Raw genomic sequence first — 15,765 nt, forward strand, 5'->3', positions numbered from 1 at the left:
CCAATCAGATATGGGTACGGTCACCGAGCAGCATCGCGCGGTAGCGATGCACGCAATCAAGGTCATGGGCGCTGAGGGGCGGCCCAAGGTCCAGGCCTTTCACGATGATCATCGCCTACGTTCGGTCGATATCCTCACGATGTTCAGCTCTCCGGAAGCAGGGCTGAAGTCCATCTCGTCCATCGGCCTATCGGATTCTGTGTTATGTCATGCGGAGGGGCACGAACTGGAAACGCGCGTCGAGCTGTGTGCGTGTGCAGAACAGGACGCGCTGCATTGGGACAACGTCGTCGCCTCGACGGCTTTCGCGATCATGCGCGATCGTGCGGCGGTGCAGCCTGGTAGCGTGATTCCCGACATCCTGCAGGACTACTTCCCGTCGACCCGGATGCCGCACGTCTATCTGGTGCCGCCCTTCTTCTGGAATGACGCCAGGTTCCCGGGGCTGCAGTTCCCGCCGGTTGCCATCAACTGGCTGCAGTGCATCGCCATCCACGAATCCGAGCGGCAACTTGTCGAGCGGATTGGCGGCGATGCATTTGACGACCTGCTGCAGCGGCACGAGGTAGATGTGCTGGACATGCATCGGGCGCCGGTAGCGGGAGCGCTCTGACGCTATCGCCCCGGGAATCTTGGAGGGGCGGTCGGAGGTTGATCACTTTGCTGAACGAAAGTGGCGAGGCATAGCACTGCGCTACCGTGAAGATGGATACAGCCCGGGGTTGGCTCGGCCGGGCTCTGCCGCTATAATCGCCCGCTTACCTCGCCATCCTGGCGACTGGGCAATAGGAAAAACACCATGGTCAAGATTCGACTGACCCGCGGCGGCGCCAAGAAGCGTCCGTTCTACCACATCATCGTCACCGACGTGCGCAGCGCGCGCGACGGCCGCAACATCGAGCGCGTTGGCTTCTACAACCCGGTTGCCCAGGGCGCCGAGAAGCGCATCGAGCTGGACCTGGCCCGCGTTGACCATTGGGTCAAGAACGGCGCCCAGCCGACCGACAAGGTCCGCAACCTGATCAAGGAAGCGACCAAGTCCCAGGCCGCTGCGGCCTGATCCTGACGGGCCACGCTTCGGCGTGGCCCTCTTGGTTGAAGCAGATGAAAGATATCGAGCGCCGCATCCTGCTGGGCAGGGTTGTCGGCGCTTTTGGTGTGCGCGGCGAAATCAAGCTCGAGTCCTGGACCGAGCCACGTTCCGCCATTTTCCGTTACCAGCCGTGGATCGTGCGCAGCCCGTCCGGCGTGGAAACCACGATTGAAGGTGTGCGTGGCCGCGACAGCGGCAAGCACCTGGTCGCCCGTTTCCCCGGCGTCGAGGACCGCGATACCGTCGAAGCGATGCGCGGCACCGAGATCTACGTGGCCCGCAGTGCATTGCCGCCGCCGAAGCCCGATGAGTACTACTGGGTGGACCTGGAAGGCCTGGACGTGAAGACCACCGAGGGCGTTGCCCTGGGCCAGGTCTCGCACCTGTTCAGCACCGGCGCCAACGACGTGGTGGTGGTCCGCGGTGACCGCGAGCGGATGATTCCGTTCGTGCAGCCGGACTTCGTCAAGTCGGTCGACTTCGAGGCCAACCTGGTCGTGGTCGACTGGGATCCCGAGTTCTGAGCGTGAGCATGCGTTTCGACGTCATCACCCTGTTCCCCGAGTTCCTCGCCCAGTCCGCCGGACTGGGCGTGGTCGGGCGCGCGCAGGAGAAGGGGCTGTTCAGCCTGCACGGCTGGAACCCCCGTGATTACGCCGAAGGCAACTACCGCCGCGTGGACGACCGTCCGTTCGGTGGTGGCCCGGGCATGGTGATGCTGATCGAGCCGTTGCAGGCCTGCCTGCAGGCGATCCGTGAGGCCGATCCGACCCCGGCGCGGGTGATCTACCTCAGCCCGCAGGGGGCGCCGCTGACCCAGGCCAAGGTGCGGGAACTGGCGGCGCTGCCGCGCGTGGTCCTGCTCTGCGGCCGCTACGAGGGCATCGACGAGCGTTTCCTGGAGGCCAATGTCGACGAGGAGATCTCCCTCGGCGACTACGTGCTGTCCGGGGGTGAACTGGGCGCGGCGGTGATCATCGACGCCGTGGCCCGCCTGCAGGACGGTGCCCTGAACGACGCCGAATCGGCGGCGCAGGACAGCTTCGAGGGCGACCTCGGCCTGCTCGACTGCCCGCATTACAGCCAGCCGGCCCAGCACCCGCTGGGTGACGTGCCGGACGTGCTGCGCTCGGGCAACCACGCGGCCATCGCCGCCTGGCGTCGCCAGCAGTCGCTGCTCCGGACCGCCGAGCGGCGCCCGGACCTGCTGGATGAACAGGCACTGGGCAAGGCCGACCGCAAACTGCTGGAGCAGGGCCGTCAGGCCCGGAACCAGAAGGCCAGCCCCTAGCGCAGGGTCGGCTTTATCGGCTATCATGGCCAATTCCCGTCGGCCCTGGTCGGCGCGCGCAGTACCCAAAACAAACGTGCAGCACAGTCCGGTGACTGCATGAGCCTACGTTGTCGATACGACACGCCCACCCGAACAAGAATCGGTGTAACCCATGAGCAAGCTGAACAAGTCCATCGTCGCGGAATTCGAATCCGCCCAGATCACCCGTGAACTGCCGAAGTTCAGCCAGGGCGACACCGTTGTCGTCAACGTGAAGGTGAAGGAAGGCAGCCGCGAGCGCGTGCAGGCCTACGAAGGCGTCGTCATCGCCACCAAGAACGCCGGCCTGAACTCCTCGTTCACCGTCCGCAAGATCTCGCACGGCTACGGCGTCGAGCGCGTTTTCCAGACCCACAGCGCCATCATCGACTCGGTCGAAGTGAAGCGTCGTGGTAAGGTCCGCGCCGGCAAGCTGTACTACCTGCGTGGCCTGGAAGGCAAGGCTGCCCGCATCAAGGAAGACCTGGCTGCCGCTGCTGCCGCCAAGGCTGCCCGTCTGGCCGACAAGGCCTGATAAACAACTTCGGTTGTTGCCGCGACGGCCACCTTCGGGTGGCCGTTTGCGTTTCCGGCATCGCATCGGCCACGATCAGGTGATGAACGACATCAACCTTCGCTATCCGGCCGTGATCCAGTCGGCGTTGCGCTTTCTCGACGGCAAGGGGCTGGCACGCGTGCAATCGGCGCCGTTGCTGCATCGCCTGTTGTGGCGCCTGGGCATCGCACTGCCGCCACCGATCCTGGCCGGCTTTGGCACCAACGCGTTGGTGCAGGGCCTGCTGTTCGGGCTGTTCTGGACCGCGCTGATGTGGCTGATGCTGTGGCAGGGCAGCGAACGTCCGCTGGTGCTGTTGCTGGTGGCCGGTCTGGTGGCCGGCGCGCTGTTCGGCCTTGTGATGGCGGCGCTGATGCGCTCGCTGCGCCGCCACCGCAAGCTGCCGGATTGGCGCCAGTTCCGGGCGCGGCAGGCGGACTGAGCCGATGGCGCACTGCGCCGTGACCGCTGGCTACGGGCCGCGCTAGGCTGCGGTTTCATCCCGATGGACGTGCCGTGCGATGCCTGCCAAGCGAACCGCACCTTCCACCGCGCCCACGCTGTTGTCCGGCGGCAACCCCCGGATCGCCAAGGGCGAGGGCGATGCTCCGGTGCAGGCATACATCGCCGCCATGCCGGACTGGAAACGCCCGGTCGGCGCACAGCTGGATGCGTTGATCGAACGGGCCGTACCCGGCGTGCACAAGGCGGTGAAGTGGAACTCGCCGATGTATGCGGTGGCGCCGGGCGAAGGCTGGTTTCTCAGCTTCCATTGCTTCACCCGCTACATCAAGGTGGCGTTCTTTCGTGGCGCGGTGCTGAAGCCGATGCCGCCCGAGCCGTCCAGGAGTGCCGATACGCGCTACCTGCATATCGCACAGGATGGCGCGCTGGATGAGGCACAGTTCCTCGACTGGGTGCGCCAGGCCGCCGCGTTGCCCGGCGAGCGCATGTAACCCCGACTTTCTCATTCCTTTCCCGACGAGAGCTCCTGATGGCTACGCATGCCCCCAACCCGGCCGATGCCGGAACACCGGCGGCCGAACTGATCGATGCACGCATCGCCGAGCTGGCAGACTGGCGCGGTGAAACACTGGCACGCGTGCGTGCATTGATCCATGAAGCGCTGCCGGACGTGCAGGAAGCCTGGAAGTGGCGCGGTACACCGGTGTGGGAGCACAACGGCATCCTGTGCACCGGCGAAACCTACAAGCAGGCAGTGAAACTGACCTTCGCCAACGGTGCGGCGCTGGCGGACCCGAAGGGCCTGTTCAACGCCAGCCTGGAGGGCAACACGCGGCGTGCGATCGACATCCATGAAGGTGCGATGCCGGATGCCGCTGCGTTCAAGGCGCTGCTGCGCGCAGCGGCGGCGTTCAATGCGGCGAAGAAGAAACGGTAGAGCCGGCCGCTGGCCGGCTGTTGCGCGATGCTGCTGGAGAGGTGTGAGGTTGCCGGCCAGCGGCCGGTACTACCTTGTCATTGGCCGGTCCATGAGGTTGCCGGCCGGCGGCCGGCACTACCGTGGTGGTGCGGCATCCGGGTCGGCCACCGGCGACGGCGGACTGGCCGGAATCTCCGACGGCGTCGCCAGTTCTTCGGCATGCGAGGGCTTGCCCATCATCTTCGCCTTGCGCCAGCCGCCCCAGCGGTAATACGCCAGCGACAGCAGCATCGACACCAGCGAGCTGACCGGGAAGCTCCACCAGATTGCATCGGCGCCCCAGTACGGCTGCAGCAGTTCGGCGAACGGCACGCGCACGCCCCACAGCGAGCCGGCCAGGATCAGCAGTGGCGGAATCACCGCGCCGGTGGAGCGCACCACGCCGGAGATCACGAAGCTGACGCCGAAGAACAGGAACGAGCCGATCACCACATGGTTGAGGTGGCGGGCGATGTCCAGCGCCTGGCTGGCCGGCGGCAGGAACAGCGCCAGCAGCTGGCGATCGAACACAACCAACGGCAGGATCAGCGCGCCGGTCAGCAGGAAGTTGAACAGCACGCCCTGGCGTGCGGTACCGCGCACGCGGTCCCAACGCTGAGCGCCGACGTTCTGTGCGGCCATCGAGGAGCACGCCGCGCCGATCGCCATCGCCGGCATCTGCAGGTAGTTCCACAGCTGCAGGGACGCGCCGTAGCCCGCGGCGGTGTCGGTGCCGTACTGGTTGACCATGGTCATCAGCAGGATCACCGACAGCGAGATCAGCACCATCTGCAGGCCCATCGGCACGCCCTTGACCACCAGCGCCTTGAGGATGGTCATGTCGAGCTTGAACAGGCGCAGGTCGGCGCGGCCCAGCCACAGGGTGTGGCGCTTGTGCCGCATGTACAGCAGCAGGCCGGCCAGCGACAGCGTCTGCGCGACCAGCGTGGCCCAGGCCGAGCCGGCGATGCCCAGCGCGGGGAAGGGCCCCATGCCGAAGATCAGTACAGGGTTCAGCACGATGTCCAGTGCCACCGATACCATCAGGAAGCGGAACGGCGTGCGCGAATCACCGGCACCGCGCAGGGCGGCGGTGAGGAAGGCGAACGCGTACAGCGTCGGCATCGCCAGGAAGATGATCTGCAGGTAGGCCTCGGCCAATGGCAGCGAGGCGGCCGGCGTGCCCATCGCCGCCAGCAGCGGATGGGCCATGAACCAACCGGCGATGGCGATGATCACCGACAGGCCGATGAAGAAGGTGGCACTGGTGCCGACCACGCGCCGCGCCTGCGCGATGTCACGCGCGCCGATCGCCTGTCCGATCAGGATGGTCGAAGCCATGCCGAAGCCGAACACCGAGCCGATCAGGAAGAACATGATGTTGTTGGCGTTCGCGGTGGCGGTCAGTGCCGCCTCACCGAGGAAGCGCCCGACCCAGACCGCATTCACCGAACCGTTCAGCGACTGCGCGATGTTGCCTGCCAGGATCGGCAGGGAAAACAGCAGGAGATTGCGGCCGATCGGGCCGGAGGTCAGGTCAAGCGGCGCTTTGGCCATGGAGTGGTGATCGAATCCCGGGAGGCGCACACTAGCACCAAGCCGGTTTGCGGGATGTGGCAATGCATCAACGACTGCAGGTGAAGTGGAGCCTGGCGCTGGCCTTGATCAGCGTCGTACTGGCCGCATGTTCGACAGGTGACCGGCTGGGCGATACCCAGGTGCGGCCCACCGACCGGCCCGAGTGCCTGGTCGGCAGCCAGCGCCAGGATCTTTCTGCCGGCGTACCCACCCTGATCGGGGGCAGCGGCTGCCGCACCGACCCCGACAACCCGCGTCCCCTGAACAAGCGAACGGAGTAGTCCCTGCCGATGACCGAGCTTTCCCCGCTGCCGCCCAGTGTCCGCCTGGACATCTGGCTGTGGGCGGCCCGTTTCTTCAAGACCCGCAGCCTGGCCAAGCAGGCCATCGAGACCGGCAAGGTCAGCGTGGCTGGGCAGCGCCCGAAATCCTCACGCGCGGTGCGCGTCGGCGAGCAGCTGCAGGTGGATCGCGGCGAGGAGCATTTCGAGATCCAGGTGCTGGGGCTGAGCGATCAGCGCGGGCCGGCGCCGGCGGCGCAGCAGCTGTATGCCGAGAGTGAGGCCTCCAGGGCCCGCCGCGCCGAGCAGCGTGCGCTGCGCATCGCCGCACGCGATGGTTTCCAGCCGCCGGAGCACAAGCCGGACAAACGCGCACGGCGGTTGATCCGCGCGCTCGGCGATATCGACGCGTTGTAAGTTGCAGGGCGCCAGACCGGGTCCGGCGCCCCCTTGGCTCAGCGCTTGCCGCCCAGCAGGCTGCCGCCGATCTTCAGCAGATCGCCCACGCCGAGCTGGCCGTCACCGTCCTGGTCCAGCACGCTGCCAAGCAGGCCGCCGGCAAGACCACCCTGTTGCTGCACCTGCTGCTTTTCCTGGCCGAGGGCCTGGCTGAGCGAGCCGGCATCGGCCTGGCCACCACCGAGGCGCTGGGCGAGGAAGGCCATCACGATCGGTGCGAGGATCTGCAGCAGCTGGCTGGTACGGCCGCTGTCGAGCTGGGTGGCCTGGGCCAGGCCGGTTTCCACCTTCTGCTGGCTGCCGCCGAAGATGTGGCCGAGGATGCCGGCACCGTCGCTGGCGGCGCCACCGCCACCGCCGCCCAGTACCGAGCCGAGCACGCTGCCCAGGTCCAGGCCGCTGTGGTTGTTCTGCAGTGCACCGAGCAGCGCCTGTGCGCCCTGCGGCTGCGAGGCGTTGTTGCCCAGCGCGCCCATCAGCACCGGCAGCGCGGCACTGATCGCACCGGAGGCCTGGGTATCGCTGATGCCGAGCTGCTGCGATACCTGCTGCAGCGGGGCGCCCTGCAATTTGGCGAGAAGTTCGTCGGTCAGGCTCATCTGCGGAATCCTTGATTGGGGTTGGGCGTGCAGAAGGTACGACGCAGACCGTTAAAACGGCGACGCCGCCTCACGGGGAGGCGGCGTGGCGTTCACGGGGCAGGGCGATCAGAGCTCGATGTCTTCGGCACCCGGGGTCGCGGTGGGGAAGTCCGCTTCCGGCTGGGCCGGCTTGAACGGATCCGTTGGCTGGCTGGCCAGCGCCTTCAGCGCCGCGGCAACACCAGCGCCATAGGCCGGGTCGGCCTTGCTGCAGTTGTCGATGTGGCGCTGCTTGATGAAGTCCGGCGCATCGCCCAGGGCACGGGCGGTGTTGGCGAACAGTCGCTCCTTCTGTGCCTGGTTGTAGCTGCGGAACAACGCACCGGGCTGGCTGAAGTAGTCGGCGTCGTCCTCACGGAAGTTCCAGAAGTCGGCGTCGCCCCGGATCTTCATCGGCGGTTCGCGGTACTGCGGCTGTTCCTGCCACTGGCCGTAGCTGTTGGGTTCGTAGTGCGGCAGGCCGCCGTAGTTGCCGTCCACGCGCATCGCACCGTCGCGGTGGTTGCTGTGCACCGGGCAGCGCGCCGCGTTCACCGGAATCTGGTGGTGGTTGACGCCCAGGCGGTAGCGCTGCGCATCGGAGTAGGCGAACAGGCGCGCCTGCAGCATCTTGTCCGGCGACGGGCCGATACCCGGCACCAGGTTGCTCGGCGCGAACGCCGACTGCTCCACGTCCTGGTACCAGTTGACCGGATTGCGGTTCAGTTCGAACTGGCCCACTTCGATCAGCGGGTAGTCGCTCTTCGGCCACACCTTGGTCAGGTCGAACGGATGGATGCGGTAGGTTTCCGCCTCCAGTTCCGGCATGACTTGGATGAACAGTTTCCACTTCGGGAAGTCGCCCTTCTCGATCGCGGCGAACAGGTCGCGGCCGTGGCTTTCGCGGTCATGGCCGACCAGGATCTGCGCCTGCGCGTCGGTCAGCGATTCGATGCCCTGCTGGCTGACGAAGTGGAACTTCACCCAGAAGCGCTCGCTGTCGGCGTTGGTGAAGCTGTAGGTGTGCGAGCCGAAACCGTGCATGTGGCGGAAGCTGCGCGGAATGCCGCGGTCGCTCATCACCACGGTCACCTGCAGCAGGGCTTCGGGCAGCAGCGTCCAGAAATCCCAGTTGTTGCGTGCGCTGCGCAGGTTGGTATGCGGGTCGCGCTTGACGGCCTTGTTGAGGTCGGCGAACTTGCGCGGGTCGCGCAGGAAGAACACCGGCGTGTTGTTGCCGACCAGGTCCCAATTGCCTTCTTCGGTGTAGAACTTCAGGGCGAAGCCGCGGATGTCACGCTCGGCGTCGGCGGCGCCACGCTCGCCGGCCACCGTGGTGAAGCGGGCGAACATCTCGGTCTGCTTGCCGACCTTCTCGAACAGCTTGGCGCGGGTGTACTTGCTGATGTCGTGAGTGACGGTGAAGGTGCCGAATGCGCCCGAGCCCTTGGCGTGCATGCGGCGCTCGGGAATGATCTCGCGGTTGAGGTTGGCCAGCTTTTCCAGCAGCCACACGTCTTCCATCAGCAGCGGGCCACGCGGGCCGGCGGTCTTGCTGTTCTGGTTGTCCACCACCGGTGCGCCGAAGGCCGTGGTCATCGGCGTGACCGGTTCATCGCCGTGCTTCTGCTTCGGGGTAGTGCTCAGCTCGCGCTGCTGCTGGGCGCCTTCCGCAGGCGACGGCGCGGTGTGATACGGACATTTCGGGCTGTTGTTATCGGACTGGCTCATGGCTGGCTCCTGCGGGTGAAGACGGGATGGAACATCTTCACTCGACTTTAGCTAGGGCCAGATGAAATGAATAATCGAATGATCCGTTCATTTTGATAGTTTCTGTCAATTAAAACGAAGAATAAGATTTGCCGGATCTTTCGACAGGCCTCCCGCATGGCGGCGGGAAGCCATGGGTGCGCGCTGCGGTTACAGCAGTGCTTTCAGTCGGTACAGCGCTTCCAGTGCCTGCTTCGGCGTCAGTTCGTCCGGATCGATGGCGGCCAGTGCTTCCTGTGCCTTGTTCGACGGCGCCGCGAACAGGCCGAACTGCTGCGGTGCATCCAATGCCTGCGGCGCCAGCTCGGCGGCATGGCTCTCACCGCCGCGCTGTTCCAGCTCGGCCAGTCGACGGCGCGCCTGCGCCACGGTGGCGCGCGGCAGGCCGGCCAGTGCGGCCACCTGCAGGCCGAAGCTGCGGTTGGCCGGGCCGTCCTTCACCGCGTGCATGAACACCAGCGCTTCACCGTGCTCGACGGCATCCAGGTGCACGTTGGCGATGCCGCTGCGGCCGCCCTCGTGCTGCTCGTCGGCCAGCGCGGTCAGCTCGAAGTAGTGGGTGGCGAACAGCGTGTAGCAGCGGTTCTGGTAGGCCAGGTGGCGGGCCACCGCGTCGGCCAGCGCCAAGCCGTCGTAGGTGGACGTGCCACGGCCGATCTCGTCCATCAGCACCAGCGAATGCGCGGTGGCGTGGTGCAGGATGTAGCTGGTCTCGGCCATCTCGACCATGAAGGTCGACTGCCCGCGGGCGAGGTCGTCACCGGCGCCGATGCGGGTCAGGATGCGGTCGATCGGGCCGATCAGCGCCCGGCTGGCCGGCACGAAGCTGCCGATGTGGGCCAGCAGCACGATCAGCGCGTTCTGCCGCATGTAGGTCGATTTACCACCCATGTTCGGACCGGTGATGACCAGCATGCGGCGGTCCGGATGCAGATCCAGATCGTTGGGTTCGAACGGCTGCTCGCGCACCGCCTCGACCACCGGATGGCGGCCACGCTCGATCTTCAGGCACGGTGCCGTTTCAAGTTCCGGTCGCGACCAGTCCAGCGCCTGCGCGCGTTCGGCGAAGGCGGCCAGCACGTCCAGTTCGCTCAGCGCGGCGGCGCACTGCTTCAGCGGTTCCAGCTGCGCGCCGAGGGTATCCAGCAGCTGCTCGTACAGGTACTTCTCGCGCGACAGCGAACGGTCGCGCGCGGACAGCACCTTGTCCTCGAATGCCTTCAGTTCTTCGGTGATGTAACGCTCGGCATTGGTCAGCGTCTGGCGGCGGGTGTAGTGCACCGGCGCGCGATCGGACTGGCCCTTGCTGATTTCGATGTAGTAGCCGTGCACGCGGTTGTAGCCCACCTTCAGGGTGGGAATGCCGCTGCTCTCGCGCTCGCGCAGTTCCAGGTCAACCAGGAACTGGTCGGCATGGGTGGACAGGCGGCGCAGCTCGTCCAGCTCTTCATCGAAGCCATCGGCCAGCACGCCGCCGTCGCTCAGCTTCAGTGGCGGCATTTCGGCGATGGCGCTGGCCAGCAGCTGTGCGCACGCGTCGTGCTCGCCCAAGGCGGCATGCAGTGCCTGCAGGCGCGGTGAATCCAGCGGCGCCAGCACTTCGCGCACCGCCGGCAGCAGGCCCAGGCCATCGCGCAGGGTGGAGAAATCACGCGGGCGCGCCGAACGCAGTGCGACGCGGGTCAGGATGCGTTCCAGGTCGCCGAGGCGGCGGAACTGTTCGCGGATGTCGGCATCGCTGCCGCGATCGATCAGGGTTTCCACCGCATGGTGGCGCTGTACCAGTACCTCGCGCAGGCGCAGCGGGCGGTGCAGCCACCGGCGCAGCAGGCGCCCGCCCATTGGCGTCACCGTGCTGTCGAGCACGCCCAGCAGGGTATTGCGGGTATCGCCGTCGACGCGCGTATCCAGTTCCAGGTGGCGGCGGGTGGCGGCGTTCATCGCGATCGCCTCGCCGGCGGTTTCCATCGCGATCGAGGTCAGGTGCGGCAGGCGCTGCTTCTGGGTTTCCTCGACATAACCGAGCAGGGCGCCGGCGGCGGCGGTGGCACGTGGCTTGTCATCGATACCGAAGCCGCTCAGATCGTGCAGCTTGAAGAAGTTCAGCAGCTGGCGGCGGCCGCTGTCCGCGTCGAACAGCCACGGCGCACGGCGGCGCACGCCGGTGCGCTGGCGCAGGAAGTCGGGCCAGTTCTCCTCGTCGGGCACCAGCAGCTCGGCCGGTTCCAGTCGGGCCAGTTCGGCTTCCAGCGCGTCGTCGGTCTCGACTTCATTGACCAGGAAGCGGCCACCGGCCAGGTCGGCCCAGGCCAGGCCGTAGCCCTGCTTCGTGCGCGACAGCGCCATCAGCAGGGTGTCACGGCGCTCATCCAGCAGCGCTTCGTCGGTGACGGTGCCGGGGGTGACGATGCGCACCACCTTGCGTTCGACCAGGCCCTTGGCCAGCGCCGGGTCGCCGATCTGCTCGCAGATCGCCACCGACTCGCCCAGCGCCACCAACCTCGCCAGGTAGCCTTCATAGGCATGTACCGGCACGCCGGCCATCGGAATCGGCGCGCCGCCGGAGCTGCCACGCTGGGTCAGGGTGATGTCGAGCAGGCGCGCGGCCTTGCGCGCATCGTCGTAGAACAGCTCGTAGAAGTCGCCCATGCGGAAGAACAGCAGCAGGTCCGGATACTCGGACTTGGCTGCGAAGAACTGCTTCATCAGCGGGGTGTGTTCGGCGGACTTTTCTTTGGACATGGGGCTCGTGAATCCGGGGCGTCCGTTCGCGCCGGAGGGCAGCGGCAACGGAGCGGGTACAGGGCCGTCCATGGTAACTGCTGGGGCACAGGGCTGCGGCTACCGGTGGCAGGCGGGTACCGCACAGCCACCGGGTCAGGCCGGGACCAGGGTGATCTGCCGGTGGCTGGCGAAGATATCCATCACGATCTCGAAGTAGGTTGGGCCCTCGCCCCGTTGCAGGGCGTCCAGCTGGCGCGCAATGGTCCGCGTGTTGAAGGTGCCCGGGGCTTCCAGCTTGGACTGCAGCCACTGGCATGTGGTAGTTCGTCCCAGTGCGGCGCGGCTGTGCTCGATATCACTCCAGATCACCGTGGCCCGCTCATGGCCGGCCAACACGCCATGGACGCCATGCAGCAGATCATCCAGGGCGTCCAGGCTTGGCGCGAGCTGCCAGTCCTCGCCGGCCATGAACACGCGGTTGATCTCCGCATACAGGCTGGGGATGTCGTGAATGGCACAGCCTTCGATCTGCAGGATGAGCGACATATGTCGACTGTAGCGTTGTTCCCTGTGCGTTGGACATGGCTGAGCGCCGGATGCTTTGCGGACCCATGCTGGGGTTTGGCAAACTACTTTGCTGAGTCAAAGTGCTCGGCACTCCCGTCGTGGCGCGCGCCGGTTTGCAGGGAAGAAAACGACGTGACCCATCGCCAATAGCAGGGCCATCAGCTGGTAGAGAGTTCGCCCGAAGTCTTCTTCTTCATTGATTGGTGCCATCGGCAGCAGGACCCCCTCGGGCGCGTTCAACTTCCACTGTCAATGATGACTGGCTGGGTGATGGAAATAGATTCTCCTCCTGTATCATCGGCAAGAAAGGTCTGGGAAATTGTTCCTGGGATGGTCAGTAACGTTGTATCTGCGTCTCCGGTGCGGTGGGGGTAGTTTGATCTGTCCCCGTTGTGAGCAGGGTGAGGTGTTGAAAGCTCAAGTAAAGGAGCGCGGCGTTCAGATATTTGTCTGCGACGAGTGCGATGCCGTGTGGTTCTCCTTCGCTGCTATAGGGGTCTCTCCGTTCAGAGACCTTGAGCGGTATCTTGAGGAAATTTCCGTCGCCCCGTCCTGGGAGTCAATTTTCGTGGACAGGCATGAGTAGAAAGTACGCAGTTTCCATGCACTCCTCGATCGTATTGCCTCAGCGCAGCGCGTGGGTCCGTGCAGCATGGGGTGACCTTCCCGTCTCCTACTTCCAGAGCGACGAGAATCTCAATGACTGCGGTTTTATTGACTTGAAGGTCAATAAGTGGGAGATCAGTGGCAGTCGATTGTAATGGGGTCTGGACCCCTTCATCAGGGTTGAAATACTCAAGGGTCGGGGCCCTGCGATGGCAGATGCCAGATTGCAGCCCTGACGGTAGTCGCGAAGCAGCGCGTTGTTCCTCTGGACAGAAGGGTGCCAGGATCGATGGGCTTCATCCTCCCCCTCCGTGCATCAGGTGACGGTTTCTGCGGTCACGACTCGCGAGCGCTGCGTGATGACTGCGATTGATGTGCTCGTGCATTGATATGCCCGGCAGGAATAACCACCTCCATTAAGTGTGTCCTTCACACCTTTCTGCATAGTTCCAGAGATTTGGATCGATACAATAATATCGACCCATAAAGTTTCCGTGCGCTGCGCCGCCATCGATCGTACGGCCATGATCAAGGGAATTGAGATGCTCGCCTTACGCAACCTCCGAGTGGGATCCCGGCTGGGTGCCGGGTTTGGATTGCTGCTGCTGTTCATCGTGGCCATCGTTGGCCTGGCGCTGTACGGAAATCACCTGAAGTCCGCCCAGTTCGAGAAAGTGGTGGACGTCAACATGGTGAAGATGCGGCTGTTGAACGACATGCTGGATACCAACAACGCGGTGTTGATGCACCGCCGCCTGATGGTGATCAAGCGCGGCGAGGATTTTGACAGGGATTATCAGAAGGCGCAGGAGCTGTCGCAGACCTACGACGGTATCTGGGCCAGGTACATCAGGATTCCGCGCGACGCGACCGGCGATACCCTGGTGGCGAAAATCGACGCGGCACGCAAGGCCACCGACGCCTCCACCCGGCATCTTCACGAGCGCATGAAGGCCGGGGATTTCGACGGCGCGGCCAAGGAACTGCTTGCCGAGCAGGGGCTGGCAACCGCGTGGAACGAAGCGATCTCGACCCTGCTGCGGCATCAGGAGACACTGACCGAGCGCAGCCGCGAGGAATACCGTTCAACCGAATCCTGGACCGGCACGCTGTCGATCGTGTTCGGCGTGTTGAGCCTGGTACTGGGCTCGCTGGCCGCGTGGGCCATCACCCGCAGCCTGACCCGCCCGCTGGAAGGCGCGGTGAAGCTGGCCGACGGCATCGCCAATGGGCGGCTGGACAACAGCATTGACGCCTCCGGCAACGATGAGGTCACGCAGCTGCTCAGGTCGATGCAGCGCATGCAGGCGCAGTTGCAGTCGGTGATGGCGGCGCAGGGCGAGTTGGCGCGCCAGCACGATGCGGGCAGCCTCAGCTATCGCATGGACGAGAGTGCCTTCCCTGGTGACTACGGGCGCATGGTGCACGAGACCAACGCGCTGGTCGGCTCACACGTGCAGGTACAGAACCGGCTGATCGAAGTGATGAAGCATTACGCCCGTGGCGACCTGTCGGTGGACATGGATCCGCTGCCGGGCGAGAAGGCGGCGATCACCCAGGCAATGGACGAGACCAAGACCAGCCTGTCGGCGATCAACAGCGAGATCCGCCGGCTGGCGACGGCCGCGGCGGCGGGCGACTTCAGCCTGCGCGGCGATGAAGATCGCTTCGCCTACGATTTCCGCGACATGGTGGCCGGGCTCAATCGCCTGATGCAGACCACCGACGAGAACCTGGTGCAGGTGTCGACCCTGCTGCAGGCGATCTCGCGCGGTGACCTCACTGTGCGCATGCAGGGTGACTTCCACGGCGTGTTCGCCCGCATGCGCGATGACTGCAATGCGACCGTCGATCAGCTCAAGCAGATCGTCGGCCGCATCCAGGCCAGTGCGTCCAGCATCAACCTGGCGGCAGGCGAAATCGCCTCGGGCAACACCGATCTGTCGCGGCGCACCGAGCAGCAGGCGGCGAACCTGGAAGAGACGGCGGCGTCGATGGAGGAGCTGACCTCCACCGTGAAGCAGAACGCCGAGCACGCCCGCCAGGCCAACCAGCTCGCCATCGGTGCGCACGGTGTCGCCTCGCAGGGCGGCGAGGTGGTCGGCCAGGTGGTCACCACGATGTCGGCCATCGAGGCCTCGTCGAAGAAGATCGCCGAGATCATCTCGGTCATCGATGGCATTGCCTTCCAGACCAACATCCTGGCGTTGAACGCGGCGGTGGAAGCCGCGCGTGCCGGCGAGCAGGGCAGGGGCTTTGCGGTGGTGGCCAGTGAGGTGCGCACGCTGGCACAGCGCTCGGCCGGTGCGGCCAAGGAGATCAAGGGCCTGATCGAAGATTCGGTTGGCAAGGTCGCCGATGGATCGGCGCTGGTCCGACAGGCAGGCACCACGATGGGCGAGATCGTTGCTTCCGTGCAGCGCGTGACCGACATCATGGCCGATATCTCTGCTGCCTCGCAGGAGCAGAGTTCGGGCATCGAACAGGTGAACCAGGCGGTGGTGCAGATGGACGAGACCACGCAGCAGAATGCGGCACTGGTGGAAGAGGCCAGTGCTGCGGCGCGTTCCATGGAGGAGCAGGCGAACCTGCTGGCCGAGGCGGTTTCGGTGTTCCGCACCGGCGCGGTAACGGCGGCTGCAGCCGTGCGTCCGGCCCTGGCTGCGGTGACCGCGACGGTCACCCCGATGCGCAGGGCGGCAGCGCTGTCGCCGCGCATCGAGCCGACACTGGCGGCCAATGCCGGTGGCTGGGAAGAGTTCTAGCAGAGGGCAAA

17 protein-coding genes are annotated in these 15,765 nt (G+C 65.4%); 12 read left to right on the top strand and 5 right to left on the bottom strand.

Annotated elements, in window-relative coordinates; all coding sequences use genetic code 11:
• Positions 1-10 precede the first annotated feature (10 nt).
• The 8 genes from VG556_RS05265 to VG556_RS05300 all read left to right on the top strand — a co-directional run bounded on the left by VG556_RS05265 (position 11) and on the right by VG556_RS05300 (position 4,363).
• On the top strand, positions 11-613 hold the full coding sequence (locus VG556_RS05265; RefSeq protein WP_049404396.1) for a suppressor of fused domain protein: 603 nt from the start codon (positions 11-13) through the stop codon (positions 611-613).
• Between the two features lie 186 nt (positions 614-799).
• Positions 800-1,060: a 30S ribosomal protein S16 gene (gene rpsP, locus VG556_RS05270; protein WP_005415733.1), complete on the top strand. Its 261-nt coding sequence runs from the start codon at positions 800-802 to the stop codon at positions 1,058-1,060.
• Between the two features lie 44 nt (positions 1,061-1,104).
• Positions 1,105-1,617 carry a ribosome maturation factor RimM gene (gene rimM / locus VG556_RS05275; protein ID WP_005408595.1) on the top strand — a complete coding sequence of 171 codons (513 nt, stop codon included), beginning with the start codon at positions 1,105-1,107 and terminating at the stop codon, positions 1,615-1,617.
• An 8-nt stretch (positions 1,618-1,625) separates the two neighbouring features.
• Positions 1,626-2,384 carry a tRNA (guanosine(37)-N1)-methyltransferase TrmD gene (gene trmD / locus VG556_RS05280; RefSeq protein WP_046429552.1) on the top strand — a complete coding sequence of 253 codons (759 nt, stop codon included), beginning with the start codon at positions 1,626-1,628 and terminating at the stop codon, positions 2,382-2,384.
• A 154-nt stretch (positions 2,385-2,538) separates the two neighbouring features.
• Complete coding sequence (rplS, locus tag VG556_RS05285) at positions 2,539-2,940, top strand: 50S ribosomal protein L19 (RefSeq protein WP_005415736.1); 402 nt, start codon at positions 2,539-2,541, stop codon at positions 2,938-2,940.
• Between the two features lie 82 nt (positions 2,941-3,022).
• A complete protein-coding gene (locus VG556_RS05290; RefSeq protein ID WP_032956354.1) occupies positions 3,023-3,403 on the top strand; it encodes a DUF6404 family protein in 381 nt (126 codons plus the stop codon).
• 79 nt (positions 3,404-3,482) lie between these two features.
• Positions 3,483-3,917: a DUF1801 domain-containing protein gene (locus VG556_RS05295; protein ID WP_032956352.1), complete on the top strand. Its 435-nt coding sequence runs from the start codon at positions 3,483-3,485 to the stop codon at positions 3,915-3,917.
• A 38-nt stretch (positions 3,918-3,955) separates the two neighbouring features.
• Positions 3,956-4,363, top strand: a complete 408-nt coding sequence (locus tag VG556_RS05300) for a DUF1801 domain-containing protein (protein ID WP_100449630.1) — start codon at positions 3,956-3,958, stop codon at positions 4,361-4,363.
• A 117-nt stretch (positions 4,364-4,480) separates the two neighbouring features.
• Here the strand turns inward: VG556_RS05300 and VG556_RS05305 are convergent, their stop codons facing one another.
• Complete coding sequence (locus VG556_RS05305; RefSeq protein WP_100449631.1) at positions 4,481-5,941, bottom strand: MATE family efflux transporter; 1,461 nt, start codon at positions 5,939-5,941, stop codon at positions 4,481-4,483.
• A gap of 62 nt (positions 5,942-6,003) precedes the next feature.
• Here VG556_RS05305 and VG556_RS05310 point away from each other — a divergent pair, with 62 nt between their 5' ends.
• Both VG556_RS05310 and VG556_RS05315 read left to right on the top strand, forming a co-directional pair.
• A complete protein-coding gene (locus tag VG556_RS05310) occupies positions 6,004-6,243 on the top strand; it encodes a hypothetical protein (RefSeq protein ID WP_014646407.1) in 240 nt (79 codons plus the stop codon).
• A 9-nt stretch (positions 6,244-6,252) separates the two neighbouring features.
• Entirely contained in the window at positions 6,253-6,660 is a 408-nt protein-coding gene (locus VG556_RS05315; RefSeq protein WP_014646408.1) for an RNA-binding S4 domain-containing protein, read from the top strand.
• A gap of 38 nt (positions 6,661-6,698) precedes the next feature.
• Here VG556_RS05315 and VG556_RS05320 read toward each other — a convergent pair whose 3' ends face one another.
• The 4 genes from VG556_RS05320 to VG556_RS05335 form a co-directional block, all read right to left on the bottom strand.
• On the bottom strand, positions 6,699-7,301 hold the full coding sequence (locus VG556_RS05320; protein WP_014646409.1) for a DUF937 domain-containing protein: 603 nt from the start codon (positions 7,299-7,301) through the stop codon (positions 6,699-6,701).
• Between the two features lie 108 nt (positions 7,302-7,409).
• Entirely contained in the window at positions 7,410-8,921 is a 1,512-nt protein-coding gene (locus VG556_RS05325) for a catalase (RefSeq protein WP_185741883.1), read from the bottom strand.
• Between the two features lie 321 nt (positions 8,922-9,242).
• Positions 9,243-11,834 carry a DNA mismatch repair protein MutS gene (gene mutS, locus VG556_RS05330; RefSeq protein ID WP_111144173.1) on the bottom strand — a complete coding sequence of 864 codons (2,592 nt, stop codon included), beginning with the start codon at positions 11,832-11,834 and terminating at the stop codon, positions 9,243-9,245.
• A gap of 135 nt (positions 11,835-11,969) precedes the next feature.
• Positions 11,970-12,362: a ribonuclease inhibitor gene (locus tag VG556_RS05335; protein ID WP_100449645.1), complete on the bottom strand. Its 393-nt coding sequence runs from the start codon at positions 12,360-12,362 to the stop codon at positions 11,970-11,972.
• Positions 12,363-12,759: 397 nt separating this feature from the next.
• Here VG556_RS05335 and VG556_RS05340 point away from each other — a divergent pair, with 397 nt between their 5' ends.
• A complete protein-coding gene (locus tag VG556_RS05340) occupies positions 12,760-12,969 on the top strand; it encodes a zf-TFIIB domain-containing protein (protein WP_111144174.1) in 210 nt (69 codons plus the stop codon).
• 562 nt (positions 12,970-13,531) lie between these two features.
• The gene (locus VG556_RS05345; RefSeq protein ID WP_100449983.1) at positions 13,532-15,754 is read left to right on the top strand and encodes a methyl-accepting chemotaxis protein; all 2,223 of its coding nucleotides are present in this window, start codon (positions 13,532-13,534) and stop codon (positions 15,752-15,754) included.
• Positions 15,755-15,765 lie beyond the last annotated feature (11 nt).

Origin of the sequence: Stenotrophomonas sp. CASM106 (genome assembly GCF_049384825.1) — a bacterium.
Classification (GTDB): Bacteria; Pseudomonadota; Gammaproteobacteria; order Xanthomonadales; family Xanthomonadaceae; genus Stenotrophomonas; species Stenotrophomonas muris.

What these genes read in the sequence shown, in the direction of transcription:
- VG556_RS05295 (WP_032956352.1), top strand. Translation starts at nt 3,483, where the DNA reads ATGCCTGCCAAGCGAACCGCACCTTCCACCGCGCCCACGCTGTTGTCC.
- VG556_RS05325 (WP_185741883.1), bottom strand. Translation starts at nt 8,921, where the DNA reads ATGACCACGGCCTTCGGCGCACCGGTGGTGGACAACCAGAACAGCAAG.
- trmD (WP_046429552.1), top strand. Translation starts at nt 1,626, where the DNA reads ATGCGTTTCGACGTCATCACCCTGTTCCCCGAGTTCCTCGCCCAGTCC.
- VG556_RS05315 (WP_014646408.1), top strand. Translation starts at nt 6,253, where the DNA reads ATGACCGAGCTTTCCCCGCTGCCGCCCAGTGTCCGCCTGGACATCTGG.
- VG556_RS05310 (WP_014646407.1), top strand. Translation starts at nt 6,004, where the DNA reads ATGCATCAACGACTGCAGGTGAAGTGGAGCCTGGCGCTGGCCTTGATC.
- VG556_RS05300 (WP_100449630.1), top strand. Translation starts at nt 3,956, where the DNA reads ATGGCTACGCATGCCCCCAACCCGGCCGATGCCGGAACACCGGCGGCC.
- VG556_RS05265 (WP_049404396.1), top strand. Translation starts at nt 11, where the DNA reads ATGGGTACGGTCACCGAGCAGCATCGCGCGGTAGCGATGCACGCAATC.
- rpsP (WP_005415733.1), top strand. Translation starts at nt 800, where the DNA reads ATGGTCAAGATTCGACTGACCCGCGGCGGCGCCAAGAAGCGTCCGTTC.
- rimM (WP_005408595.1), top strand. Translation starts at nt 1,105, where the DNA reads ATGAAAGATATCGAGCGCCGCATCCTGCTGGGCAGGGTTGTCGGCGCT.
- VG556_RS05290 (WP_032956354.1), top strand. Translation starts at nt 3,023, where the DNA reads ATGAACGACATCAACCTTCGCTATCCGGCCGTGATCCAGTCGGCGTTG.
- VG556_RS05305 (WP_100449631.1), bottom strand. Translation starts at nt 5,941, where the DNA reads ATGGCCAAAGCGCCGCTTGACCTGACCTCCGGCCCGATCGGCCGCAAT.
- mutS (WP_111144173.1), bottom strand. Translation starts at nt 11,834, where the DNA reads ATGTCCAAAGAAAAGTCCGCCGAACACACCCCGCTGATGAAGCAGTTC.
- VG556_RS05335 (WP_100449645.1), bottom strand. Translation starts at nt 12,362, where the DNA reads ATGTCGCTCATCCTGCAGATCGAAGGCTGTGCCATTCACGACATCCCC.
- VG556_RS05320 (WP_014646409.1), bottom strand. Translation starts at nt 7,301, where the DNA reads ATGAGCCTGACCGACGAACTTCTCGCCAAATTGCAGGGCGCCCCGCTG.
- VG556_RS05345 (WP_100449983.1), top strand. Translation starts at nt 13,532, where the DNA reads ATGCTCGCCTTACGCAACCTCCGAGTGGGATCCCGGCTGGGTGCCGGG.
- rplS (WP_005415736.1), top strand. Translation starts at nt 2,539, where the DNA reads ATGAGCAAGCTGAACAAGTCCATCGTCGCGGAATTCGAATCCGCCCAG.